The 22,928-nt window shown below is 58.7% G+C and carries 21 protein-coding genes and 6 pseudogenes; 12 read left to right on the top strand and 15 right to left on the bottom strand.

Annotated elements, in window-relative coordinates; translation table 11 throughout:
* Positions 1-794: 794 nt before the first annotated feature.
* Positions 795-1,133 carry an ImmA/IrrE family metallo-endopeptidase gene (locus ABIB91_RS21115; RefSeq protein ID WP_354165756.1) on the top strand — a complete coding sequence of 113 codons (339 nt, stop codon included), beginning with the start codon at positions 795-797 and terminating at the stop codon, positions 1,131-1,133.
* Here ABIB91_RS21115 and ABIB91_RS21110 read toward each other — a convergent pair.
* The gene (locus ABIB91_RS21110) at positions 1,050-1,358 is read right to left on the bottom strand and encodes a DNA methyltransferase (RefSeq protein WP_354253286.1); all 309 of its coding nucleotides are present in this window, start codon (positions 1,356-1,358) and stop codon (positions 1,050-1,052) included. The two genes, ABIB91_RS21115 and ABIB91_RS21110, sit on opposite strands and share 84 nt — an antisense overlap.
* Positions 1,359-2,317: 959 nt before the next feature.
* On the opposite strand from ABIB91_RS21110, the gene ABIB91_RS21105 reads away from it, so the two are divergent.
* Positions 2,318-2,455, top strand: a complete 138-nt coding sequence (locus tag ABIB91_RS21105; protein ID WP_354129147.1) for a hypothetical protein — start codon at positions 2,318-2,320, stop codon at positions 2,453-2,455.
* A gap of 3 nt (positions 2,456-2,458) precedes the next feature.
* The gene (locus tag ABIB91_RS21100) at positions 2,459-2,707 is read left to right on the top strand and encodes a hypothetical protein (protein WP_354129148.1); all 249 of its coding nucleotides are present in this window, start codon (positions 2,459-2,461) and stop codon (positions 2,705-2,707) included.
* Here ABIB91_RS21100 and ABIB91_RS21095 read toward each other — a convergent pair.
* The 6 genes from ABIB91_RS21095 to ABIB91_RS21070 form a co-directional block, all read right to left on the bottom strand.
* Positions 2,700-2,924 carry a hypothetical protein gene (locus ABIB91_RS21095; protein ID WP_354129149.1) on the bottom strand — a complete coding sequence of 75 codons (225 nt, stop codon included), beginning with the start codon at positions 2,922-2,924 and terminating at the stop codon, positions 2,700-2,702. The two genes, ABIB91_RS21100 and ABIB91_RS21095, sit on opposite strands and share 8 nt — an antisense overlap.
* 73 nt (positions 2,925-2,997) lie before the next feature.
* Positions 2,998-3,858 carry a DUF4145 domain-containing protein gene (locus ABIB91_RS21090; RefSeq protein ID WP_354165764.1) on the bottom strand — a complete coding sequence of 287 codons (861 nt, stop codon included), beginning with the start codon at positions 3,856-3,858 and terminating at the stop codon, positions 2,998-3,000.
* 123 nt (positions 3,859-3,981) lie between these two features.
* On the bottom strand, positions 3,982-4,308 hold the full coding sequence (locus ABIB91_RS21085; protein ID WP_354129151.1) for a hypothetical protein: 327 nt from the start codon (positions 4,306-4,308) through the stop codon (positions 3,982-3,984).
* A 28-nt stretch (positions 4,309-4,336) separates the two neighbouring features.
* Positions 4,337-4,981 (bottom strand): hypothetical protein, encoded by a 645-nt coding sequence (locus ABIB91_RS21080; protein ID WP_354165767.1) that lies wholly within the window; start codon positions 4,979-4,981, stop codon positions 4,337-4,339.
* A gap of 144 nt (positions 4,982-5,125) precedes the next feature.
* Positions 5,126-5,623, bottom strand: coding sequence for a hypothetical protein (locus ABIB91_RS21075; protein WP_354165770.1), 498 nt, complete (start codon positions 5,621-5,623; stop codon positions 5,126-5,128).
* A gap of 422 nt (positions 5,624-6,045) precedes the next feature.
* On the bottom strand, positions 6,046-6,555 hold the full coding sequence (locus tag ABIB91_RS21070) for a hypothetical protein (RefSeq protein WP_354129153.1): 510 nt from the start codon (positions 6,553-6,555) through the stop codon (positions 6,046-6,048).
* A gap of 212 nt (positions 6,556-6,767) precedes the next feature.
* Between ABIB91_RS21070 and ABIB91_RS21065 the strand changes: the two genes are divergently transcribed.
* Complete coding sequence (locus ABIB91_RS21065; protein ID WP_354129154.1) at positions 6,768-7,178, top strand: hypothetical protein; 411 nt, start codon at positions 6,768-6,770, stop codon at positions 7,176-7,178.
* Positions 7,179-7,191: 13 nt separating this feature from the next.
* Here the strand turns inward: ABIB91_RS21065 and ABIB91_RS21060 are convergent, their stop codons facing one another.
* Entirely contained in the window at positions 7,192-7,530 is a 339-nt protein-coding gene (locus ABIB91_RS21060) for a hypothetical protein (RefSeq protein WP_354129155.1), read from the bottom strand.
* A 306-nt stretch (positions 7,531-7,836) separates the two neighbouring features.
* Here ABIB91_RS21060 and ABIB91_RS21055 point away from each other — a divergent pair, with 306 nt between their 5' ends.
* From ABIB91_RS21055 to ABIB91_RS21045, 3 genes are all read left to right on the top strand, one after another.
* Positions 7,837-8,139 carry a hypothetical protein gene (locus ABIB91_RS21055; RefSeq protein ID WP_354129156.1) on the top strand — a complete coding sequence of 101 codons (303 nt, stop codon included), beginning with the start codon at positions 7,837-7,839 and terminating at the stop codon, positions 8,137-8,139.
* A gap of 145 nt (positions 8,140-8,284) precedes the next feature.
* Entirely contained in the window at positions 8,285-8,914 is a 630-nt protein-coding gene (locus ABIB91_RS21050; RefSeq protein WP_354165775.1) for a hypothetical protein, read from the top strand.
* Positions 8,915-9,442: 528 nt separating this feature from the next.
* Positions 9,443-12,154, top strand: a complete 2,712-nt coding sequence (locus ABIB91_RS21045; RefSeq protein WP_354165778.1) for a DUF5695 domain-containing protein — start codon at positions 9,443-9,445, stop codon at positions 12,152-12,154.
* Positions 12,155-12,784: 630 nt separating this feature from the next.
* Here ABIB91_RS21045 and ABIB91_RS21040 read toward each other — a convergent pair.
* Complete coding sequence (locus ABIB91_RS21040; protein WP_354129159.1) at positions 12,785-13,015, bottom strand: hypothetical protein; 231 nt, start codon at positions 13,013-13,015, stop codon at positions 12,785-12,787.
* Between the two features lie 267 nt (positions 13,016-13,282).
* Between ABIB91_RS21040 and ABIB91_RS21035 the strand changes: the two are divergent.
* Positions 13,283-13,474: pseudogene (locus ABIB91_RS21035) on the top strand (response regulator transcription factor); the annotation flags it as partial.
* Between the two features lie 230 nt (positions 13,475-13,704).
* On the opposite strand, the pseudogene ABIB91_RS21030 reads toward ABIB91_RS21035, so the two are convergent.
* The 5 genes and pseudogenes from ABIB91_RS21030 to ABIB91_RS21010 all read right to left on the bottom strand — a co-directional run.
* Positions 13,705-14,933: pseudogene (locus tag ABIB91_RS21030) on the bottom strand (IS5 family transposase); the annotation flags it as partial.
* Between the two features lie 329 nt (positions 14,934-15,262).
* Complete coding sequence (locus ABIB91_RS21025; protein WP_354165782.1) at positions 15,263-16,408, bottom strand: TlpA disulfide reductase family protein; 1,146 nt, start codon at positions 16,406-16,408, stop codon at positions 15,263-15,265.
* A gap of 222 nt (positions 16,409-16,630) precedes the next feature.
* Positions 16,631-16,783: pseudogene (locus ABIB91_RS21020) on the bottom strand (6-pyruvoyl trahydropterin synthase family protein); the annotation flags it as partial.
* Between the two features lie 47 nt (positions 16,784-16,830).
* Positions 16,831-17,352 carry a hypothetical protein gene (locus ABIB91_RS21015; protein WP_354165785.1) on the bottom strand — a complete coding sequence of 174 codons (522 nt, stop codon included), beginning with the start codon at positions 17,350-17,352 and terminating at the stop codon, positions 16,831-16,833.
* A 400-nt stretch (positions 17,353-17,752) separates the two neighbouring features.
* Positions 17,753-17,986 carry a hypothetical protein gene (locus ABIB91_RS21010; protein WP_354129162.1) on the bottom strand — a complete coding sequence of 78 codons (234 nt, stop codon included), beginning with the start codon at positions 17,984-17,986 and terminating at the stop codon, positions 17,753-17,755.
* A gap of 987 nt (positions 17,987-18,973) precedes the next feature.
* Here ABIB91_RS21010 and ABIB91_RS21005 point away from each other — a divergent pair.
* From ABIB91_RS21005 to ABIB91_RS20995, 3 genes and pseudogenes are all read left to right on the top strand, one after another.
* Positions 18,974-19,354: an MATE family efflux transporter gene (locus ABIB91_RS21005; RefSeq protein ID WP_354165795.1), complete on the top strand. Its 381-nt coding sequence runs from the start codon at positions 18,974-18,976 to the stop codon at positions 19,352-19,354.
* Positions 19,312-19,950: pseudogene (locus ABIB91_RS21000) on the top strand (ISL3 family transposase); the annotation flags it as partial. The gene ABIB91_RS21005 and the pseudogene ABIB91_RS21000, both read left to right, overlap by 43 nt.
* A gap of 157 nt (positions 19,951-20,107) precedes the next feature.
* Entirely contained in the window at positions 20,108-21,133 is a 1,026-nt protein-coding gene (locus tag ABIB91_RS20995; protein WP_354165802.1) for an IS110 family RNA-guided transposase, read from the top strand.
* 388 nt (positions 21,134-21,521) lie between these two features.
* Here ABIB91_RS20995 and ABIB91_RS20990 read toward each other — a convergent pair.
* Positions 21,522-21,950: pseudogene (locus ABIB91_RS20990) on the bottom strand (hypothetical protein); the annotation flags it as partial.
* On the opposite strand from ABIB91_RS20990, the pseudogene ABIB91_RS20985 reads away from it, so the two are divergent.
* Positions 21,948-22,824: pseudogene (locus ABIB91_RS20985) on the top strand (IS630 family transposase); the annotation flags it as partial. The pseudogenes ABIB91_RS20990 and ABIB91_RS20985 overlap by 3 nt on opposite strands.
* Positions 22,825-22,928 lie beyond the last annotated feature (104 nt).

The raw sequence follows: 22,928 nt of genomic DNA, 5'->3' as shown, positions 1-22,928 counted from the left end.
CTTGGACCCGCCTCAAAATGTCTTCGAGATAAATGTCTCCCGGGTCCGCCACAATCAAACGCCGGACCCCCCTGTGAAGTCAAAAACGATTCGAAGGCCAATGGAACAATTGTGACGTTGCAAGAACGGCACACCTAACAAGCCAGGCCCAGCATAGTGGAGAGTTCTAACTCGGGCGGAAGCCAACCAATCTGGCAGGGACAATGAGTGATGGTTCCTGGCGCATAAGGGAATGAATTGTGGGCTATTTCACAATACTGATATTTGAAACGGGATAGACAAGCATTCGCCAAGGTCAAATATCGATTTCAGGCAGCAGTTGGAACGCAACCTATCATCTTTGGAGCAGCAGGCTCTCCGTCGTGCAAGAAGGTTACCTATTGGCGCGGACCGCAACGACTTGCGGCAACTCGCCCGAGGACTTCTGTGGCTGCACCGCAACGGCATGGATGCGTTGATGAACGAACGTAGCGGCAATCGGTTAGAAAAGTCAGTGCTATCATAGCTTGGAGCCTTGAGGATGCGGCCCTCGCGAGCATTCGGGCGTTAGTTCTCGCTCGGGCGGCATTTGGTCAACGCTTCCTCCGTAACTCGCGGGCGCAGCTTGATCCTTCCGCATTCGCCGAAGTCACGTAATCGCACTTCGGTCCGGCGGCGCAGACCACGCTCGCTAGTTTGGCCGCACGGTATTGCACAGTGTACCGGCATTCACTTGTGAGGCCGCCGCTGGAATCATGTGAACGTCGTGCAGGTAGACGAATGGGTTCGAACGAACATCAACATTGGGGGAAGAAATGGCTTATGCATTCAAGCTTCCGGAATCGCAAGACACCATCGAGCGTCAGCGCGTAACTCTTTTGGAGGAGTACTGGCACATCCTTCTAGGCCACAAGCTCACGAAGATTGCCCGGGTAGCCGAAGCATATGGCAGAACATACGATAAATCAGAAGAACACGATGCCTACTATTTGGCCTCGGCGGTACTACTGCCGAGGGGAGCAGTAGTCGAAGCGGTGAGCAAAAAATATTCTTCGGATGAGATTGCGCAGTCATTTGGTACGTCCGCTGAATTGGTCGAGTATCCAGGCGCGGGACCAGAAGGGTTTCACAGTGGTGGCCCAGTTCGACCATGATCCAGCGGCGGCCCATCTAGTGCGCAACGGCGCCGGTGGTTCCTGACCAGCGAAGGAATCGAGGACAATGTCGCCCGGCGCCGTAGCTATACGAAGCACTCGTTCGATCAGCCGTTCTGGTTTCGGTGTGTCGAATGCTGCTTCGTCGGGGAACCGAGCGCGAAGTTCGTTTTTTGAGGTCCGGTTGCTACCGACCTCCTCCTTTTTCCAGAGCGTGCGGGGCACAAGCGCGCCCACCTCGGTGAGGTATTTCTTGATGCTGGGCCGAGCTTCGCCCTTCGGACCCACCAGATGCGTCCGTCAGCATCCAACGCCTGAAGTTTTTCTTCCGACGTACGCCAAAACCTGCCCGGCGGCGGGGAGAACGTCCGGCCGCTCGGCCCGACTATCGAGTAGAATCGCCTTGGAATAGGGCTTGTTGGCGTAGGGATCACCGGGAAGCCAGTCGCCACGATGATCGCCGTCAGGATTGCTGTAGATCGAGTTCGACTCGGCCGTTCGGGGCAGCCTGTTCGGCTTCCATTCCGTGCGATTGGGGCATGGCCTCAACCGCCAGCCGCCGGTAATCACCCTTCATGCATGCAAGGCCTGTCCTTGCATTCTCTCCAGCCGATGTTACCGCACGTGCTGCAGAATCGCTGGCGCTCGAAAGCGAGCTTGGTCTCAGCCGCGAGCTCGAGCGAAGGTCTCGCCTGCAAAGCGAAAGGCCAACCGACGGCTGGCAGCCAATGCCTATCTCAAGGTCATCAAGTGACCTGGGGGATACCCCTAAAGATCTAGGGCAGCACGTAGTGCGGACCGGCGCCAATCTCACGCGCAGAGTTTGTCCTGCAAATACAAATCCTTCAGACTGCAACGGTGCAACGATGGCAAGTAACGAAGAAAATTTTTCTCCTGATTGGGCCGCCATCCGTCGGCGTTATGAGGGAGAGCATTGCTCGATCAGGAAGTTAGCGCGGGACTTTCACACGACAGACACCACGATACACAGACGTGCGAAGCGCGAGGGATGGACTCACTTCGCCCAGCCGCACCCATCCGCTTCGCCGGTGCAACGGTTGGGGCAACGACGTGAGAAATCGGCCGCACGATCTGGGAATTTGAGCCTCGGCGCGACGCCCTAATCTCGAGGCTGTATCGCCTCGACGCCAGAGGAAGCGATTCTCTCCGACCTGCCGATTGCGATGGCTCTCCTGTGGTTTCACACCCCATTCGACCAGATCGCGGCGGCCATCCAGATGACCGAGGGCGAACTCGAGGAAGTGTTCGGTTCGGCAATCATGGACTTCTGCAAGGATGGTCCAAAGCCTCAGAAGGCGTAAACGTTGGCCAAGACCGGAGCCCAACGTCAGCAGGAACGGCGCGAGCGCAAGGGGCGCGGCAAACGGCTAGTGCCTGTCGAAGTCGGCGCCGGCGAGATCGTGCTAGACCGCGGGATGATCGCTGACGCGCTCGTCGATGCCAATCTTCTGCCAGAGTGGTCAACCGAAGATTCAGAGGCGGTCAGAAACGCCTTCGCAGATGCGCTTCACCGTCACGCGCGACGGATTTCTCAGACCAACTTTGCTAGGTGAGGCCATCAACAGGATGGTGGTCGTGTATGAGTCTAGCGTGCGCGTCCTTCGCGCGCAGCGGCACGAGAGTCCTTGCATCGGCCTTGGCTAGCCGAAGTGTCTCCCTGAGAACGAGGACCTCCTCGTATTGCTCCGCAATATGCATGATGGCTAGGCGCCGGATCCGGTCGTTGAGGAGTTCGACGCGCGCAGCAATGGTCGTGCTTTTGAATGACATGTGAAACTCCCCACAACGCCGCTGGAAGGATGTCAATGCTTCGCGCGATCGCGCCTGTCGGAAATAACTTACGTTAGTTTATTGCCATTTTTCCTTGTTCCGATTTCGGACCGGGACAGGTGGCAAAGTGGTCTCCGGTCAGCCACCCTGCGGCTGCCGTGCCCCTAAGGAGTAGACCGGCGTCTGGCGGGGCCAATAGTTTCGCCTTCTTGGCTTCTTCAAGTTCAAGCGCTTTTTGGGCGCTGAGAGCGGTGATTTCCGCTAATCGGCGAGTTCGTCGTTCGCGCTCAACGTACCAGTCGACGAACAGCATTTCGATCAGATCGATCAACATCTGGGCTTCACCAGGATCGATCTCGACGATCAGATCGACGTCCTTCTCCATGTGCGCGCCAATGTTGCCGACACTGCGTACAGCATCGATTGCGTCGACACTTTCGTGAGTGACACCTTTGGCTGCGGTGTGGTCGTCAAGTTGCCTTCTAAGGTCCTTGATCTCGTCTATGAGCCTCGATTTCGCGATGCCGCAGTAGTCGCGGATCATTCCCTGTAGGCATCTCCGCGCAAGAGTGGCACTAGCTTTTGGACTCAAATCTCGAATGGCGCATGCTTCGAAGTAGTCGTCCCGGAGCGCTTTTGGAATGTAGTCGGGTTGTGGCTTCGATGCGCCCTGTGGTTTGAGGTGATAGGTCTCAATAACATTGTTCGACCTAAAGTCGGAGTGCATGTCCTCGCCAGTTGTCAAATGCGCATTTACACTAAGGTCGCGGCAGTCCGGGTTGGTGCAAGCCGTGACCATGATATAGAAACCAAGGTTTCCATATTTATTGTTGTCCTGGCCAAGATAAACATCCCGAGTGCGACGCTGGCCAGCGGTTAAGGTTTGCGGCCGGTTGCAGTGTGGGCAGGTCCAGTTCTTTGGCTCATCCGCCATTGCTTAGTCCTCGATGCCGCTCGCATCAAAATGGGAAAGGATCCTGAGTACCAGACGGACTGGACGAAATTCAAGCGCAGGCGCCCCCAGCAACAACACGGAAAAACCAGGTCTGATGAGACTCTACCGCTCATAGGTGCGGCCGCCCGTGCTGATGCCGTACAGGGTCGCTGAGTAGGGAAGCCGAGCAAGAATTGTGGCGTTCTTCGCTATCGCTCCTGCTGTGATCCCCCGGCACAGCAGCGTAACACCTGCGCTATTTCGTGCGCAGAACGCGTCTGGGCTATCGATAAAGGCCAGCCCTTTTGCGCTGCTCCAAGGTTTGCGCAGCAAAATGACGGTGCGGCCTTCCGGAAGCGCACCGATCGGTTGAACGACAAAGATCGATATGAATTGTGCTCCAATGATCAGCGCAACGATCGCAACCAGAACAGATAGCCATGCTTTCATAAGGCCGCCTCAAAAACCGCTAGGGAGCTCATTTGCCCGCCTTCATTGAGCTCGACTTAGATGTCGTCCAACGGCAAGTCTCTGCAATCCGATTCCTTGCGGCTGTAACGTCATTCAAGAGGAACGTGCTGTCGCTGGATCTGCCTTGAAAACCAGTCGCTCTGATGAACAGCTTGCCTTGATCCGGGAGCAATTTCATGAAGTCACGGGCGTTAGGAACAAAGATCGCCCTGCCATTCGTGCTGCCGAGACCAGCCACACTGGCTGGTGAATCTCCGTTGATCCGGATTAGAAGGTCGTAGCGGTTTCCCGTGCCAGAAATAACGAGATCGGGCGGGATAAAGACGGCCTCGGATTTGTTCTCCCAGCATCTCAGGATCAGCAACGCTTCCCCGGCTTCGCCCTGGAGCATTGCAACGAGCTGATCGCTGTCATCAATCGGGGATTTGCTCCCGCGGAACGTCCACTTATCTTTGACCGGGTTGGGCTCGGTGCTTGAGTCTTGATCCTCAGCTTGTTTCCCGATCGTATCGAAGCACTTCAGTCTGTCTGCGTCGCTCGGGATCTTCTTGCAGACCGCGAATGCCAACGGCTCGAATTGAGCTTCCGCCGTCGGCGACCACGCGGCCGATAGCCAGAGCGCCATCAAGCCGGCTGCAATTATCGCCCTCATTCTGATTCCCCCATCCCTCAACCCAAATTCAACCGCAACCGAAGGGAGAGCGCAAGCCGTAATGCATCGAGACGGGTTGGGCTTTAGTGGAGGGGCGCAAGCTAAGAAGCGGAGTGAGCGAGAGCCATGGTGGTAAACGATGCATCACGTGCGCTGGAAGACGGCAGCCGGGAAGCACAGGGGATTGTTCTCTGTTCGGCTATCTTGAAGGACGGCTTTGTCATGACGATACTTTTCGGCCGCCCGGCGCAGCCTCCGCTTCTGCTCGGTTCGTGTTTGCAGCATCATGTTGGGGAATAGCTCGCGGATGGTATCTAGATCAGCACCAGGCGCTAGCTTGTCCTCATTGAGCGAGAACCACCAAAGTTGAAATACCTGTACAGGGAGTGGCAAGCGAGCCGTAACAGAAAAATAGTCCCACCAGCCGATGAATAGTGCTGCGTCGTTTACCGTATCGTTGAATGCTGCCAGCAGCTCGTCATCTTCCCTGCGCAGACCCTCCTTCGTGCTCAGATGTTTGAACGCATTCCAATATTGCCGTTGAAGACGGCGAATTTTTCCGGTGTCTAGCCGCGGGTAGGTCTCCAGTATGTGAGTCGAGAAGGTGCGAATGTTCTCCGAAGCAGCTATCGCCTCAATCAATTCACCGCCGCCACAAGCCAGACATTGCACCGCGACGGGATCGCGATCCTTGATAACAGGTCGAGAGCGGTGCCAAGCTGATGCCTTGCGACATTCAACTTTGTGAGTGCATTCGGTGTCGACTGCATCATTTTTCCGTCTCTATTGGGCGCGCTCCGGCTGCTGGAGGGGCGTCATCGCCCGCCACAGGGGCAAGCGATTGGCAATGTGCTCCCCCATCTGCATGACGGCGAATGCAATCGAGTTAAATTCGGCAGCCGAAAACGAGAGCCGATCACCAACTGCAAACTCCCTAGTTTGTAACTCAAGTCGAATCATTATTGCCGCGTGTGTCTGTCCTTCGTCAGGCTCGATAATGGAGCCGGCACCAACTTCGACTTCGCCGCCGTCGCGGATGTAGAAGATCTTAATTCGGGGGAAACTCAGTTTGAATGTCTGCGCACCCTTACAGTCTTCAGCACCGACGATGCCGCCGCGGTGCTCAAGGCAATTGCGGGCCTGCTGAAGCGATATGCGGAAGGGAATTCAAGCTGCACGATCAACCGCTTGTTGGCTGTCGCTAACAAGTCTTCAAATCCCGCATGTTGAGCTTTTAATTTGAGACGGGCCGTGAGGCTGTCGATCTGTTCTTGTGTTTCCGGCTGCTTATCCAGCAGTGCAAGATAGACATAGGCCTGCTCGAGCGTTTCTTTCGCTCCGCGTACTACGTCGTGGAAGCCGCGCGCCAAGATCCAAGCTTCATAGGCGGCTTTCCGTTCGCCGGCGCTTAGCTCAGGCGCCTTGAAATTAATAAAGTTCGTCCCTTGCGGGGCCTTTGACAGGTCAGTGCCTGCCATGGCAGCGAATGCGAAGTCGACCATTTCTGTGGAGCGAACCACAGCTATTTGAACTGGTTGTCTGATAGCATTTCGATTCAAAACCAATTGAGGCATCTCGCCTTCCAGCGATTCTGGGCAATCTAATCAAACCTGCGGGAGCATACCGCTAGGGAATGCAATCGGCAGCGCTTCCATCCAAGCGCAACCAAAGCGGGCGCGCAAGCCGCAGGGCAACAAAGTCAACCAAATTCCTAGAGCCGAATTTACCTTGGCGTAGCTGGGCGCTTCTGCGGCAGGTTAAGCCAGCCACACGGAGCGCTCGGTATATGCCCGCCTTTCTCGTTCGGCTCATCAAGAACAAAGACTTCGTCGGGATTTTCACTGCTGACGACGAGATCGATCTCGAGTTGGCCGTCGACGAGTGCACCGACGTACCATACTGCGAGTACCCCGAGCTGCCTGATGGCGGGATCATGTGGGAAAGCCCCGCTAAGCCTGTGCCGCTCGATAGAGGCGACCCGGAAGACGACGAGGCACCGGTCGAAGAATTCCTATGGGGAGGAGCGTCACTGAGTGAGCGCTGGTGGTCAATCGCTTATGGATTTGAGGAGGTCGAATGGATTCCCTTCGTCGAGGGAGGGCCGGCCCCTGAGAGCGATCCGCAAGTTGATCCTGCCGTGAGGCGACCAATGGGGCCCGCGCGAATTATCCCAATAAAGGGACGAAAGAGAAGTTAGGATTTTTACGTTTTCAATCTGAGCCTTCCGGGTTTCCGAGGTCGATCAATTCGTCCAGGACGTGATCTAGACTGCCCGCGTCCCGATCCAGCTCGACCAAGAAGGCGCCGTAGAACTCATTGTGATGGATTCGTCCAAAGCGCTGGTCCTCATAGATCTCTCTTTCCGCAGGCCGCGCTAGGCGCAAGCGCATGATCCCGTAATTGTCACACAGAGGGGCTCCGCCAGACTTGAGGGCCGAGAGTTTCGTGCGCAATTCCTCGCCGTTAAAGATCGCTTCTGCTGCCGCATGGGTTCTCGAAGCAAATGCAAAAACAGGACGCCGGTCGACCTCAACCGCGAAAACGGACAAGGATAACGCTTCTCTCATTTCTTGATCTTCAGACCGATCTCAACAAGCCGGCGGATGGCTTCGGACCGACGGGGAGTGCCCGATTGTCTAGCTGCCCAAGCGTCAACGCTCTCTCGCATTTCAGCGGAGAGGCGAATCGCCGTCACAGGATCCTGGCCAGTGGCCGGACGGCCCGGGCGTTTACGTACTACGTTTTTCGACTGGAGCACGATAAATGTACTACGCTAATTTCGCTTGAATAACAAGCGGCCCGCCGCGATTGCTCGAACAACCGTGACGGGCCTGGCCCAAACTATGAGGTTAGTCATGGCTCAGGTTGATTCTGAGAATATCACAGCTTTGCGAGCGCGCCGCGCTGGTGCGATTTCCCAACATGTCGGTCACAAGCCAGCTCGGGCATTAGAAGCGCCAGACGCCGCGCCTAGCCCGGCGTGGCAACATGCCATCATCCGACTGGCGAATGCCACCGAACGGGTGGCCAATCAAATTTCGACCGTTTTGGAGCAGCCGCTGGGCTCTGGCGAGTACGTTCGGGGATTGCGGGATCTCGTTCGCGACGCGATCGACACGCTTGATCAGCTCGACGGCAACCCCCGACCTCGAGGATGACGGAAGCGTTGAGCCATCTCTGGGCTCGCACGAGGCCGAATCCGGAGCCGCGGTGTACTTGCCCTGCTGGGCTCCAAGGGCCGGCTATGACGTCGAAGAGCAATCCGATCATGAAGCGGTCACGGCATGAGCAGCCCCGTAATAATTGCCCGCAGAGGCTTCCTTCCGCGCTGCGGCGGTACTGGCCGGCGCCAGCGTCGCAGCGGCCATCCCCCTGACGGCCGCCCTTGCGGCTCCTGAAGAGCATCCCGCGCTGCTCGATGCCGGCCGGCGCCTCGATGGGCTGGTCGACGCCTTCACAGCGGCGCAACCCAAGCTGGCGGCGGCCAAGGACTTGGCGAGGTCGCTCGTGCCGGACGTGCCGGAGGAGATCGTCTGCCACTCCCACTTCTGGGGCGGCTGCGCCTATGAGGTGCGGGACGTGGACGACACGCCACTATCGAGTGGGGTTGTCGTTGATGCGGACGGCAAGGCGCGGCCGGCGCGGCCGACGATGATCATCCACTCGACCGGATTGAGGAAACTCATCAAGGACGGGCAGATACGCTGCGACGGCCGGACGGGCTTCGGCAAACAGGTTAAGCGAATCATCGCGGCAGCCGAACGATATGACGGCGACCGGGCGGCGGCCATCGAGCGATCAGGACTGCGAGACGCCCAAGAGGCGCTCTATTCGGCCTATCGGGCGATTGATGACCTTGCCCGCGAGGTTGCGGCCATCGAGCCGAAAACCGGTGCCGGTGCGGTCGTGTTGGCGCGGGTCCTGTGTGCCTAGGTCAGCACCGAGGACTACAGCGGCAACCGGCACCATGGCGTGTTGATCCTCGGGAAGCCGCTGGCAGAGGCCGTTGCACGCCTCGCTTGCCCTTTGTGCAGCCACGTTAACGAGACCGTCGCGGCGTTATGCAGCCCCCGTCGCCGGAATGACTGCAGATCGCACGCCTTAGGTCGGTTTCGCGGGCAAGCTTTCCTCCAATTGCCTTGCCGAGGCGGCACGCCTCGGATCACAAAGTTGAGAGTCACGCTTCCGGTCCAGCGCCTCGGCCTCTCCGCGGTGTTAGTTTCCGTTCTCCAGCTCCGCGCGTGAATTCGACCCGCAAGCCCGCTCTGGCGCAGCCGCTTGGCCTCCTTGCGTGCAAGCTCTGGTGTCCAAGGGGCGCCGTGATGACCGATGGTGACGAAGCCCTGCCGACCGAACACTCGGTACTTGAGAACGTATGTCGCTTTTATCGCGTTGACGTTTACGGCGGGAAGCGGCACGCCTTGATTATCCGCATGGGGCAATACCGGATACATCAAAAGCATGTCTAAAGTCTGGACGTATACGCGTCGTACGATGCTGTTGGGCTGGAGCTTCTTGGGTAGCGCGTTGTTCGGGCGCGTTACGCTGCCTAAACCCAATCGGCCGCCGCGCAAGGTTGCCATGGTGTTGAAGACGGCCGACTCGTCCTTCGTCGTTGGGTGCACACAAGACGGCATTACCTCGTTGCGTTATCGGAACGATGCGCATGACACGGATTATGTCCTGCCTGGAGCCGTGCTGGGGGCGGCTCACGCTAGAGTTCGGCGTGCCGGATCCGAGTGGCATACGCTTCGAACCGGCGTTGATGCAACGAAGCCGATGCATAGCGCGGCCCTTGAACTAGCAGCCCGCGATGCCGGCGTCCTTCTCACGACCCGCCTCGCAGTCGACGAGGCTGGATTGACGTGGGAGATCATGCTGCGGAACGACGGCATGGCGAGCGTGGAGGTTGGCGACCTCTATTTGCCTATGCCGATGAACACCGAATTTCCGGCAGGGCAACCGGCGTCGGTGGCTGTTTTGAAGCACAGCTTCGTCTCGCAGCATGGCTCGCACATCTTCTGGATTCGCGGCAACAGCAGCGGTCCCTTCCTTATGCTCTTACCGGAAGCGGACACGTCACTGGAATATTGGAATGTCCACAAGGATTCGGCCGAAGCCAGTGGGACATGGTGCGCCTACATCTTGGGCGGGGCGGCCGCCGGCGAGGCAGTCGCGGGCGGGACTCGCTGGCGACAGCCGACCCATTCCCTGTCCCTGTCGCCGGCCCAGGAACGGCATTACCGTCTCCGCTTCCAGTGGGTTGCGGATTATGAGGCGGCGCGCAGGGCTATCGCGGACGCCGGTCTGGTGGACGTGGAGGTAATGCCGGGGATGACGGTTCCCAACGACCTGTACGTCGACATCGCGCTCGCGTCCTCCATTCCGGTGGAGCGAATCGAAGCGGAATTTACCGGCGACACGGTGGTGCAACGGTTGCCGGATCGGGCTGGCAGGCGACTATGGCGGGTCCGGTTTTCGCGATTGGGCGAGAACCGGCTGACTCTGCACCAGCCGGGTGCGCGCCAGACGTTTCTTGAATTCTTCGTTACCGAACCCGTCGAGACGATGATGAAGAAGCGCGCAGCTTTCATCGTGAAGCGGCAGCATCGTGACCCGTCCAAATGGTACGACGGTTTGTTCGGCGAGTGGAACATGGAGACGCAGGTCCTGCTTGGGCCGGACAATTACGACCGGATCAAGGGCGGGCGCATCTACGAGGTGACGTGCGACGATCCCGGGCTGAGCAAGCCCGCTTACCTCGCGACCAAGAATGCCGAGCATCCTGATGCGGCGGAAGTGGCGGCGCTGGACCGGTATATTGATACGTTCGTCTGGGGCGGGCTGCAACGTACCACACAGGAGGCATACGCCTACAGCCTGTACGGCATACCCGATTGGAAGCAGAACCGGGAAAGCAGCGATCCCGGCCCCAAGGGCCGCCTGCATATCTGGCGGCCTTATGACTATCCGCACATCTTCGCGATGTATTTGGCCATGCACCGCATCGCGCGTGACCATCCCGCGATACCCACCCGCCAGAGCGCAAGAGATTATTTGGTACGCGCCTACGGTACGGCGCTGGCCATGTTCACGGTGCCGATGCGCGTGGTGATGTGGTCCGCCTACTGCACCGGCTTCTACAACGAATGTGTCATCCCAGAACTTCTTTCGGCGCTCACGACGGCGGGCTTGATGCGCGAGGCGGCGACGCTGGAGGCGCACTGGGCGCGTAAGGTGCGCGCCTTCGTCGATCCGAAGGCTGACCTGTTCGGGTCGGAATATCCGTTCGATTCCACAGGCTTCGAATCAACGCAGGCACTGGCGCGCTCGGCCCTTGACGACCCTGTCGCCATGGGGGTTTCGAAGGCGGCAGCCCGTGCCTTCGCGGAGCGTCAGATCGCTGCAAACCTGTTCTGCCGTGGCTGGCTGGAACCTGCTTATTACTACCTGGGCAGCGATTATCGCGCGACTGCGGGCGACGCATATACGCTGACCTACATGGCGCAGATGGGCGGCTGGGCGCTGCTTGATCACGCGCTGAACGATGCAGACGACCCGCATCCGCTCCTTCGTCTGGGCTATGCGTCACAACTCAGCGCGTGGGCCTTGCTGAACAGCGGCCCCGCGTCAGCCGGTCATGGCTATTGGTATCCGGGTGAGGAGAATGACGGCGCGGCCGGTGGCGGCTTCGAGCCGGCGCCGAGCGGGACCACATGGCTCGGTCAGCCGCATCACCGTGGAACGTGGTATTACTCGTGCGAGATCGACCTGGGATTTTGTGGGGCGGTCCGCGCTGCTGCGACGATCGTTGCCGACGATCCCATCTTTGGGCAGGTTTGTCACGGCGGCATTATGGAGACGTTCGCTCAGACCCTGCGTATCTGGCCACGTGATGGCGTGCGGCGACGGCTCAACGTGCGGCTCCAGTTTCTCCGATTGGACCTGGTGCTGCTTGACGCCCGTTTCCGGGCGGATGGACCGATCATTCTGAATATGGAGGAGGGGTGGATCAGCCTTACGCCTGAGCCCTTTGCCCCATCTGCATCGGGAGTGATGATCGAATTGCGGTACGATGATGGGAGGAAGCGCAAGGAAGTCGTCGACATCACGGACAGCCAGATCGTCATCCGCTTGCCTGCGGCGCACTTACCGCGGATTCAAGTTCGCTAGTGTTGCCGATTATCGGGTGCGATCGGCACTTATGGCCTGCTGTTCCATGCGGCTTCCGAGGCGATGACGATCATCGCCGCAAACCCCGGGCATCTCGGCGCACGTAGTCGTGCACCGCATCGACAGGATAGAGTGGGCCGCCGTCGACGTAATGCCATTTCAGCGCGTGGTTCGGATCCCACCGCGACTGCTCCAGCGCGCCGGGCGTGCGCCGGATAACCGCCGCGGCCTCTATGCCGTCAAATTAGAACTGCCCGGCAGCGTATCGATATCGAAGTCGCGGGCGGCGGCATGCCACGGTTCTTGCGACGGCGCTTCGTGGCACGCGGAATTATCCGATTACTTGGACGGCCCTAATGCCTCGATCGGAGTCTTTTCGCCCTTGCCGCTCATGCCTGCGCCCCGAACGATAGTCGGTATGAGGCTATGAGATTGTAGGCTTCTCCGGCAAGAAAGAAACATAGAGCGCAGGTATGGCTGCTGGATAGCTGTGGCGTACAAATAGGACGGATCGCAACCCTTTCTGACGCCCTCCGACATCACGCGATGCAAGTGATCGGTGCGGATCACGAGTGGATCAAGCATCGCGCGGCGACATTCGAGTCAATAGTGTCGCCCCGCGCCGTGGTGTTAACGACTTTGATCTTGTTCGATGTCCCTTATCAACTCATCCAGTGTCAACGAGTCGTCGAGCGATTTACGCGAACAGAACCAGTCCTCCACGGCATGATCGGCAATGCCCACAACCCCTGCCTTGGAGCCGCGACGATGTAGCTCGGTCCGATCCGCCTCTTTCGTGGGGTCATGCAGAAAGCCGCGCTGGAACAAGCGCGGGACATAATGCTGGCGCTTACCAGCCATGAGGAGACCTATCCCATGCCTAGGTTAGGTCCCGGACGTCAAGTGTGCCGTTGTTGCAACCACTGCTGTCGCGTTTACGACCTATGTCGCAATCGCTTCGATAGCCCATGGTGCTGCAGTTGGATCGGCAGCTTGCCAGGCTGATCGGTGCTCCTCAAGGCTTGTCTTGGCAGGAGAGTTTGCGATCTCCGTCGCGTGGTACGGCATTTGCTAATCTCGTTCCAGTCGTCCCGGCTCCAGGAGAAACACATGGTCGATGTGCAAGACGTTGTGCTGTCCGCACGAGAAAGACAGTGCTTGCAGTGGGTAGAGGAGGGCAAATCATCCTGGGAAATAGGGGTGATATTGAGAGTCAGCGAGAACACCGTCAATTTTCATCTCAAGAACGCGATGCGAAAGCTGGAAGTGACCACCCGAATCCAGTGTGCTATCAAGGCGCGCCGCCTCGGGCTTATTTGAACTATTGGAGTGCTGCTGCTGTCAACTTGCGCCGACGGCGACGTATAAACATCCGGTGCTAGGACTACTCCATAAGATGGGATCGCATCTGCCGAAAGTAGCGGGCCGTTGTGAGCGCAGCGGTATAGTTAGTCGGCCGTGAAGAATCCTGATTTGCAGGCTGATTAGAACCGTGGTTTGGTTTGCCACAACAAGAGCCTGAGCCAGCAGATTGGGCGGCGGAAGTTCTAGCCGACGGCGGCGAGAACGGCGTTGATGGCGTCACCTTGGCGATGCCAGAGGTAGGTGTGGCCGATGCGGTGCTCGAATTTGAGATGGCCGATGACCGGCTCGACGGCGGAGCGCCGTCGCAGCTCGCGCTTGCTCTGTGGTCACCCGCCGCTTCTGTCCTGAGATGAACACCCTGAACTTGTAATCGGGCGGGGCTTGGCCGCGATGGCCCTTGTCGAGGAGAGCGCGCTCGATAGTGTTGCCGATCAGCGCTTCCATCTTTGGGATGACGGTTGCAAGTTTGCGGGCATCATAGGGATTGCCGGGCAGCGCCTTCACATGGGTCACGAACTGCCCGCCGCGGGCCGGCGCCAGCGTGGTGGCGACCGAGACCTTGACGCCGATCTCGTAAGGCCGGTGCGCCTTGCCCTTGCCGATGCACTCCACCTCCGGCACGTGCAGCGAGTAGAGCTTCGGGCCACGCTGGTGCCGCTTCTGCTCAAGCACATGTCGCGCCCGCGCCAGCATGCGTTCCAACACAACCCCACCGAGCAGCAGTGTTGCCGCCGAGTTTGCGGCCTATGTCGCGAATGATGCGGCCGAGAGGCCTTGAGTTTCTTCAAGGCTCTGTTGTCGCGCTTGAACTGTTTGGCGTGGGCGTAGCGCTGGTGCTTGATCAGCGCGAACTTGCCCACCCTGGCATAGGACTGGCGCAGCTTGACACCATGTCGCTTTGCCAGCCGGACCGTCGCGGGCGCGGTTCAGCAGGCTGGCATCGGCATCACATTCTTGGGTTGCACTGTCGTATTGACGGTGACCCTAGGATCGGCCGGATTGATCGCCTCGGTCTTACTGGCCACCACAAGGCTTTCCTGCAGCAAGGCCTGCAACTTCTCCTCGCCCATCCGCTGTCGCCAGCGCGTCAGCGAAGAGCGATCGAACACCAACCGGTGCTGGAAGAACTCCTCGCCGCAGAAGAACTGGTAATAGGGGGTCTCCACCCAGCGCTTGCACAACGCCTCGTCGGAGAGGTCGTAGGTGTGCTTGAGGTTCGCGAGTCCCGCCATCGGCCGGGAAGGCAATGGCGGCCGGCCGGCTTGTCTTCATAGACCGCTCCGAACCGCTGCTCCAGGAACTACCAGTCTAAGTCTGTGCCAGCGTCACCAGTGGGTGGCCGACGTCGATGATCGCGTTCAGCCGGTGAGCGCAGGAGATCGCTTGTCGCTCTCTCGTCGTTCTTTGGTTGCATCGCTCCCTCCGATGCGATCACGGAATCACGCCTTGCGATTCGACGGAATCCTCAAAGATGAAATTGCAAGCTTTTGGGCAGTCAAAGCCCGAAAGCTTGCAATCTCAAAGCCAATCTCGCCCGGGAAATCGATTCTTGATCAACCGCTTGGACGGTTCTTCACGAACGACTAACCAGACAGCCAGCAAAGACGGGCCGCAGGGCGTCGCATCACTCGTTGTGGGCTAGGTTTTCCTTGTGACCTGCGTGTCATGAATGATTCTGCTGGCCGCAAGCGCTTCGAAGGCGCTTCATAGCCCCGATCGTGCATCTTCGATTAACATCCTCCTTCATGTCTCCTCCTTTCCGCCGCATTTTTGAGCTCCAGGAGACTTTTCCTGCGAAATCGAACAAGACCCGCCGCAACAAACCTTCTCGCCTCTGTAGTTGGCCAAGGTTTGGAGCAACTGCGGCATATAATGCTTTTTCATAGCGTCCGGCACTTTCGAATCGTCTAGCCATGTCATTGCCCGCTCGATCAGCTCGGTCGCGCGGTGCTTGTCACCACTCTCGTAGTAATACTGAGCGAGCCCCCTATAAGAATAGAAATCGAGGCCAGCGCTGGCTTGCCCAGGATTGAGGATATGTTCCGACACCTCCCTGCCGATCGCAAAGCGCTCCGCACGCGGAAGGTAGGCCCTATCGTTCTCCGGATCATAGAGTTGCCTCATCACGATATTCAGCCCACATACAGCCTCTAACCGTTTCTCAATCGCGTCTCGAACCAGTTGGCGCAAGACCTGGAAGCCGGTCGCCGTGTCGCGCATTTTGTGAAGCAACAGATCCGCATGAATGTCGCGGAACTCGAGATTGTCCGGCATCGCGGCAATGCCCTCTTCGACCGCTGAGAGCGCTGCCGGCCAATCCTTTGCTTCCATCGCCGGTTGAATTGTCCGGCGGATTGAGCGTTCGCGCGCCTCGCGTTGGCTTTCGGCAATCCGCTTCGCTTCGGCGGCTTTAGCTTCATAGCTGGTGCGCCACGTGCCGTTGATAATTTTCGGCAAGACGTCGTCGATTTGGCTCGGACGACCGATAAAGCCAATGTGGCCGTCGCGGTCGACGACGAACGATCTCGGAATCCAACGAGAAGAGCTGGCATTCATCCAAAGCTTGTTCATTTCGCCTGTACTGTCGAACCCGATTCGATAGTTCAGATTTGAGAACTTTTCAGTCAACCATGCGTCCAACTTGGTGCGAGCCTCATCCGCCGTTGGTGCTTGTTCACTAGCTGCGACTCCGATGACCTCAAGCCCTTCGTCTTTGTATTTTGCTTGCAGCTTTATCAGATGAGGCATCGCCACCACACATGGGCCGCACCAAGTTGCCCAAAATTCGACGATGTACAGTTTACCGGGCTGGAAGTTCGTGAGGGGCTCGCCACGCAACCAGTTCTCGACTTTGAGCGAAGGAGCCGGGGACTCCGTGCCTAGCACCATGATTATCTCCAAAGTTACCTGTTGCGCGACCTTGTCGCTTCGCCTGAATTAGCAATCACCGTGCCAGGCTGTCCGCGCGCACTAAGCACATGACAAAGCTTTGAAAAACATCCACACGCCCAGTAAGGTCCCCTGTAGGTAACCTGACATGCTTTGCGTCGGCGTCGGATTTCGGGCACGCATCGCGCCCTTCGTGCCGCCAGGAGAGCGGCGCCGGCTCGAAAAATCCACTACGAACGCGGTGTGCGGGTCGACCGGCCCGTTCAGCACGACCTCGATCCGATAGGAATGACCGTGCATCCGATGACAGCGATGTGTCTGCGGGAGGTTTGGAAGTCGGTGCGCTGCCTCGAACTTAAATAAAGCCCGGCGGATAGTTTGCCCACTCGGCCAGATGGATGTGACGGGTACTCTGTCGGTGGTCAGGACGGCTGGCGTCCCAGTCGCAGTTGAACCACCCGAGGTCGTATCCCGCGTTGCAGAACACGGTGCTGCCCCGGGGCCGGTGGATGATAGGCTTGACCCAGCGGCCGACGGCCGACCGCATCAACGAGCCGTCGCCGACGATGCCAGCCGACGCAGCGGTCGAGCGTCTCGACGGTCTGCCGGATGTCGCCGGTGATGATCCCGTCGAGATCGATGTCGGACGGCGAGCCATCGCTCGATCCGAACGGCCGCCACACGTGGTGATGGAGGGCAAGAACATGAGTGACGGCATAGTCGACGTCAAGTGCGCGCGCCGAGACCGGAGGCGAGACCATTGCGGGTCGAAGTGATCGTGACGAGCCGCGAGGAGGGCCGTGCATCCCCGCGTTCGCTACTCGCTGCTGAAATCCCCCGGCCTCAGTCAGCTTGTCGCGCATCGTCAGCATGGTGCCCGGGTCGTTACCGAACGCCGTGAGCTTCGCGCATCCGTGCCTGATGTTGCCCTTGGCCGTGATCATGGAGTCCATGGCCGCGCGTCCTCCAGCGATATCTGGGTCGATCACAAAAGTTATGCACAGCGAAAGCTTTCGCGCGCATCGCCAGACCTGTTCCTGGTAGTTACGGCGGCGACCGCAGCACGCGTCAGGTCTCTTGGCACGCCTTTCGCGCTGGTACGAGAGGAACTTCCGTCCGGGCTTGGTCCTGGACTTCCTCGGACTCACCAGAACCTCCAGGTTGATTTCCCGGGCTTCGTGTTGTGCATTCGCGTCACAGCCTCGTACTGCGGCTGCGGCTCGGTCAGGTAGCCGTTCGCCTCGTAGTAGTCAGACAGCGACGCGAGGAACGTAGCGGTGCTCAGGTCGGTCTGCGCTCGGTCCGTGCCTTGAGATAGGTTCCGATGTTGCCATCGTATATCTTCTAGGGCTCGGTCTTCGGCCTCCGCTTGCTAGGCGGAGTTCGGTAGTCAGACGAGGCGGGGGAGCCGTAGGACTTGGGCGCCGGAGCCGCGAAGCCGGACACGACATCCTCCCACGTCTTGCCTGCGGAGCGTATCAGCTTGTTGGCCATGCGCATGGCGGCAATGGCCTCGCCGTCGTGGTTGGACTCCGTGAGCCTCAGAATCTTGAGCAGGCGCTCGCGGTGTATTATCATCCCCTCTTCCCCTCTTCTCCTCTTCGATGGCCATCACGAGCCACGTCCTGATCTGCGCTAGGCTCCTGTGACCGACACCCGGAAGAAGCAGCATGTCCCGGTCGGACATCGCCCCCATTGTCTTCAGTTCGACTAGCTCGATCGCGAGATGGCGCATGATGGCGTGACCGCCGCGCATCTGCCACATGAGCACCGGGCCGAAGAAACGGAAGCACGACAGTCGGCGCGCCGATAATCGGAATCGACAAGTGCAGAGGCCCCGAGCGGTCAGTGACCAGACGACAGGCGGCGCGAAATGCGCGCGCAGATCGAGGAGGCGCTGTCGGCAACGCACAAGAAGATAGCGAGTATCTTCATCTGATGCCGGATGTTTGTGGGCTTGCACCTGAGTCTCCATTTCGAATGAGCCAGGCAGTACGCGACGGCCTGCCGCGTCTGGTCGACCTCGTCGGGGCCCGGTCCCGGCCGGCGTGCGGGTCGGCGACCATCCCGTGCAAGCGCTTGATGAATCTCATGCAGACGCTGGAGCGTCCACTACAAGATCCCGTAGATGCCAAAGCCAACTTAAGGCCCTGGGGTCCCGCCCTGTTCCCCCGCCGATCATCATCGAGGAAGCAGAAGTCAACGCAAACGACGAGAGGCCAACAAGGGGCAGAGCGGCACAATATGACCGGCAGAACCTAGGTGGCCACGCCACGCACACCTCAATCGGGGTCCTCGCTATTCTGTTAACAGACGGTTACGATAGACGAGAGGCGTATGCCTACGGAAAATCGAGTTGGCAAAAATCAGCTTGTGAAAAGCGTCAACCGGTCGACGCGATCACGGCAATCGACCGGCGCAGACGAACTTACCCGCGGTCGTGCAAGATCGGACTCGGAGAGGGTTGCGCTGAGTACGCGATTCAGCGAATTTGGAATAGCTCGCGACACGTTCATCCATGAATGAGCCGGACACGGAATTCGCCATCACAGCGAGCGCAACGTGATGCCCAAGAAAAACAGCACTCGATTTATCGGACCCGCATCTCTCGGCGTTATCCTGCGGCTCGCCCTTCGATCTGTAGTTGGGCTATCGATTCATGCGCTACAGCAGCTCGTCAACGCGATCTTTGTTGGCGCACTTGGCGCGCAGGCGATCGCAGCTGTCAGCATGACCTTGCCGATCGTCGTCCTGCTCGCGGCAGCCGGACAGGGGATCGGGGTTGGAACAGCGTCGTTCATATCTCGTCATCTCGGCGCTCGTGAGTACTTAGAGGCGAGTCGAGGCGCAAGTACAGCACTCGCGCTCACAGTCCCGATCGGCCTAGCTACCGTCGCTCTGCTTCAGGACATAGTCCCAATCTGGTTCGCCAAATTAATCGCGTAGGCGGTACGGATGTCTTCCGCCCCCGTCAAAGCACCCTGGATGGGCACCTGCCGTTCCTGGACGCGCAGTGGTCAGGCGGCTGTCGCAACGGTGCCGAACTCTGGCGCCGTTTGAAGGGACCAGGCTTTATGGGATCGCTGCGCGTGGTGGCGGAATGGGCGACGCGACGGCGGCGTGCCGAGACTATCAGCCATCAACAATTGCAGAAGGTCCCGGCCGCCAGGACGATAGCGCAGTTGATGACGACGAAGCGCGACCACCTAACCAAGGCCGAGACCGTCACGGTTGCCGCTATTGAACAAAGCGTTCCTATGCTGGCCGATGCCCACGCTCTCGTTGGCCACTTCCACGCGATGATCCGAAAGAAGGCCGAGATGGAGCTCGAACCTTGGATTGAGGAATCCAAGCGGAGCCTCATTGCCTCGTTCGCGAATGGCATTGCCAACGATAAGGGCGCGGTGCACGCGGCTATCACGCAACCATGGTCCAATGGCCAAGTGGAAGCTCAGATCACCAAGCTCAAGCTGGTCAAACGGCAAATGTACGGACGCGCTAAGCTCGATCTCCTTCAGGCTAGGCTGATTGGCGCGCCATAAAAACAATCTCGATCATCGAATATGCGTCAGAGCCAAAATTGGACGCCGATGAGGGGTCAAATTTGCAAACGATGACGTAATTGCGGTCGGCGCTCGTGGCAGACAACCTTCGTTATCGTTGAGCCCTCGCAATCAAATGATTCGAAGGAGCTCACCCATGAAGCAGTACGTCGGGCTGGACGTCTCACAGAGAGAAACCGCTGTGTGCGTTGTCAACGAGACTGGTCAAGTAATCTTCGAAGGGAAAGCCAAGTCTAATCCTGGTGCCTTGACTGACCTGCTTAACAAACATGCGCCTCATGCCGAGCGTGTCGGCTTCGAGACCGGTGCGATGGCGAGTTGGCTATGGCATGAACTCCGCAGGGTTGAGCTTCCGGTGGTCTGCATCGACGCTCGGCATGCGCACGCAGCTTTGTCGGTCCGAATGAACAAGAGCATCAGAATGATGCGAGGGCTTGCCGAACTGGTGCGGGTTGGATGGTATCGAGAGGTAAAAGTCAAAAGTGAGGAAAGCCAGAAGATCCGAGCGATCCTTGTCGCCAGATCTCGGCTAGTGTCCATGCGCCGAGACATCGAGAACCAGATTCGCAGTTTGATCAAGGAATGTGGATTGCTGTTCCCTCGCGCGATCGGCCAACAATTCCGCAACCAGGTCAGCGAACTCTTTGGCGTCGATCATTTGCTTCTTAGCGTGATATCGCCGCTGCTCTCGATCCATGAGAACGTTTGTCAACAACAAGGTAAGTTCGACAACGAGGTCCGCCGGTTGGCAAAGCTGGACGAGACGACGCGTCGCCTGATGACGGTCCCGGGGGTCGGTGTCGTGACGGCCCTAACGTTCCGCCACACGATCGATGACCCCTCGCGCTTCCGATCGGCTTCGACGGTCGGCGCCTACCTCGGCCTTACGCCGAGGCGCAGCCAATCCGGCGAAACCGACACCAACGGAAAGATATCTCGATGGGGCGACCGGCTTCTCCGAACTTACTTGTTCGAGGCCGCCACTGTCCTTCTTTATCGAACCAAAAAGTGGTGTTCCCTAAAGGCCTGGGGCATAAAGCTCGCTAAGCGGATCGGCATGAAGAAGGCAAAGGTCGCCATCGCCCGAAAGATCGCCGTGATTCTCCACTGCATCTGGGTCGATGGCACGTCGTTCGACTGGGGCCAGCCGAAGCCAATCTGATATTTGCTCGCAAGTTCCTGGTCCGGTCCGCCGGACTGGCGATGTCCCGCTGGGACGGTGGTCGTGGTGACCTCGGTCAATCGGCTGGTGGCGGTTCGCCCGCACTCCGCTGCAAACGTTGAGGCGCCCGATCCGGACATCATCATGAGGCGCTCGCGACCTCGGAAAGGACCATGACCCCAGCTACGACATCAACCCAACCCGACGAAGCCGCCAACGACATCGATTGCCAAGCCCGCTAGGCAATCGTCTCGCCATCCGCGATCGCTCCGTCTCCGCAACCTGACCAGCTCCGACGGAGCAATCGCTACCGGCGTGTCACTGGAGAGAGGAAGAATGGTAGCTTGACAACAAACCGCAATTAAAGGGCCGATTGACATTCGGGGGTGTCGTCGGTGTAACCCTGGAAGTTCCGACGCAGCCGCCCTTCGCGCTTCGCCGCGGCAAGATTGTCGCGGGGGAGGGCGAAGTGGTCGAAACCAATGCGCACGTAGCCCGCGTCGACCAGGGCTTCTGGAATCAATTCCGACTGAAGATGGCGCTCGACTGTTTGGGGGAGGGCGTGTTCGTCGATCTTGCGCTGATGCTTCTTGAAGGAGGGCATATGCACGTAACCGAACACCCACAAGCGATCCGGCCGGAGTTCGATGCATTTGGCGACCGTGTCTAGGCACGATTGCATGGTCTGAAGCGGCTCGGCGAAGGTCTCGGGCGCCATGATCGTCGGCGTGCCGCCGCCGAAATGGATGTGCGAGATAGGAAGGCGGTGGCCGATAGTTTCGGCGATTAGGTGCGCCTCCGCTCGCAGGCCCGATTGAGCCTTTGGCGACAACGCTATGCCGATCATGGCCTTGAAGGGCTGCAAGACAAGCCGCGGCCCGGCAAGCAGCCAATCTATACGAAGGCCACAGACGAGCGGATACTGAAGCAGCTGGACAAGCCAGCACCGCAAGGGTTTGCACGCTGGACCGGACCGCTGCTGGCCGAGGCGCTGGGCGATGTTGACGTCCAATATGTGTGGCGGTTCCTGCGCAACCACAAGATCGACCTTGTTGTTCGCAAATCCTGGTGCGAGAGCAACGACCCGAACTTTACGGCCAAAGCCGCCGATGTTGTCGGCCTCTACGTTGCCCCGCCCCAGAAGGCTATGGCGCTCTGCGTGAACGAAAAGCCTTCGATTCAGGCCTTGGAGCGAGCGCAAGGTTATCTGAAGTTGCCCAATGGCCGCGCCTCGACCGGTCAGAGCCACGACTACAAGCGGCATGGCACGACAACGCTGTTTGCAGCGCTCGAGGTTGCGACCGGAAAGATCATCGCGAGCATTCAAAACGGCGGCGCCGTGTCGAGTTCCTCGACTTCATGGAGACCGCGGCATTTCCGGGCCGCCAGCTTCGCGTCATCCTCGACAATCTCAATACCGATAAGAAGAACGAGCACTGGCTCAAAGCCCACCCCAATGTGGAATTTCATTTTACGCCGACAAGCGCGTCCTGGCTCAATCAGGTCGGGGTATGGTTCTCGGTCCTGCAGGGGCAGTCTCTCAGCGGCGCTTCCTTCACAAGCCTTAAGCAGCTCCAGAGCACATCGATGCCTATATCGACGCATACAACGAAAAAGCTGAGTCCTTCGTCTGGACCAGGAAAAGAGTTCGGCAGCGCAGATTCAGAGGCCGCCGTATCACTCAGCTATGATTCCGGGTACTAGCACTACTTTGGCAGAGTTTAAGCTGCGCGGGATTCCCAAATCAGTTTTTTTGTGACTCATGGGTTGTCGGCTTGTGGAGGGGCCGACCATG

This window comes from Bradyrhizobium sp. JR4.3 (assembly GCF_040547695.1).
Lineage (GTDB): Bacteria > Pseudomonadota > Alphaproteobacteria > Rhizobiales > Xanthobacteraceae > Bradyrhizobium > Bradyrhizobium canariense.
The sequence above is the reverse complement of the archived record's forward strand: the minus strand, read 5'-3'. Positions and strand labels throughout refer to the sequence as shown.

Excerpts from the sequence above, each read along its gene's own strand:
- ABIB91_RS20995 (WP_354165802.1), top strand. The coding sequence starts at position 20,108 with ATGAAGCAGTACGTCGGGCTGGACGTCTCACAGAGAGAAACCGCTGTG.
- ABIB91_RS21085 (WP_354129151.1), bottom strand. The coding sequence starts at position 4,308 with ATGAAAGCATGGCTATCTGTTCTGGTTGCGATCGTTGCGCTGATCATT.
- ABIB91_RS21040 (WP_354129159.1), bottom strand. The coding sequence starts at position 13,015 with ATGGCTGGTAAGCGCCAGCATTATGTCCCGCGCTTGTTCCAGCGCGGC.
- ABIB91_RS21105 (WP_354129147.1), top strand. The coding sequence starts at position 2,318 with ATGGCTCTCCTGTGGTTTCACACCCCATTCGACCAGATCGCGGCGGCC.
- ABIB91_RS21025 (WP_354165782.1), bottom strand. The coding sequence starts at position 16,408 with ATGGTGCTAGGCACGGAGTCCCCGGCTCCTTCGCTCAAAGTCGAGAAC.
- ABIB91_RS21005 (WP_354165795.1), top strand. The coding sequence starts at position 18,974 with ATGCCCAAGAAAAACAGCACTCGATTTATCGGACCCGCATCTCTCGGC.
- ABIB91_RS21095 (WP_354129149.1), bottom strand. The coding sequence starts at position 2,924 with ATGTCATTCAAAAGCACGACCATTGCTGCGCGCGTCGAACTCCTCAAC.
- ABIB91_RS21065 (WP_354129154.1), top strand. The coding sequence starts at position 6,768 with ATGCCCGCCTTTCTCGTTCGGCTCATCAAGAACAAAGACTTCGTCGGG.
- ABIB91_RS21080 (WP_354165767.1), bottom strand. The coding sequence starts at position 4,981 with ATGAGGGCGATAATTGCAGCCGGCTTGATGGCGCTCTGGCTATCGGCC.
- ABIB91_RS21015 (WP_354165785.1), bottom strand. The coding sequence starts at position 17,352 with ATGATCACGGCCAAGGGCAACATCAGGCACGGATGCGCGAAGCTCACG.
- ABIB91_RS21055 (WP_354129156.1), top strand. The coding sequence starts at position 7,837 with ATGGCTCAGGTTGATTCTGAGAATATCACAGCTTTGCGAGCGCGCCGC.
- ABIB91_RS21010 (WP_354129162.1), bottom strand. The coding sequence starts at position 17,986 with ATGATAATACACCGCGAGCGCCTGCTCAAGATTCTGAGGCTCACGGAG.
- ABIB91_RS21045 (WP_354165778.1), top strand. The coding sequence starts at position 9,443 with ATGTCTAAAGTCTGGACGTATACGCGTCGTACGATGCTGTTGGGCTGG.
- ABIB91_RS21090 (WP_354165764.1), bottom strand. The coding sequence starts at position 3,858 with ATGGCGGATGAGCCAAAGAACTGGACCTGCCCACACTGCAACCGGCCG.
- ABIB91_RS21070 (WP_354129153.1), bottom strand. The coding sequence starts at position 6,555 with ATGCCTCAATTGGTTTTGAATCGAAATGCTATCAGACAACCAGTTCAA.
- ABIB91_RS21115 (WP_354165756.1), top strand. The coding sequence starts at position 795 with ATGGCTTATGCATTCAAGCTTCCGGAATCGCAAGACACCATCGAGCGT.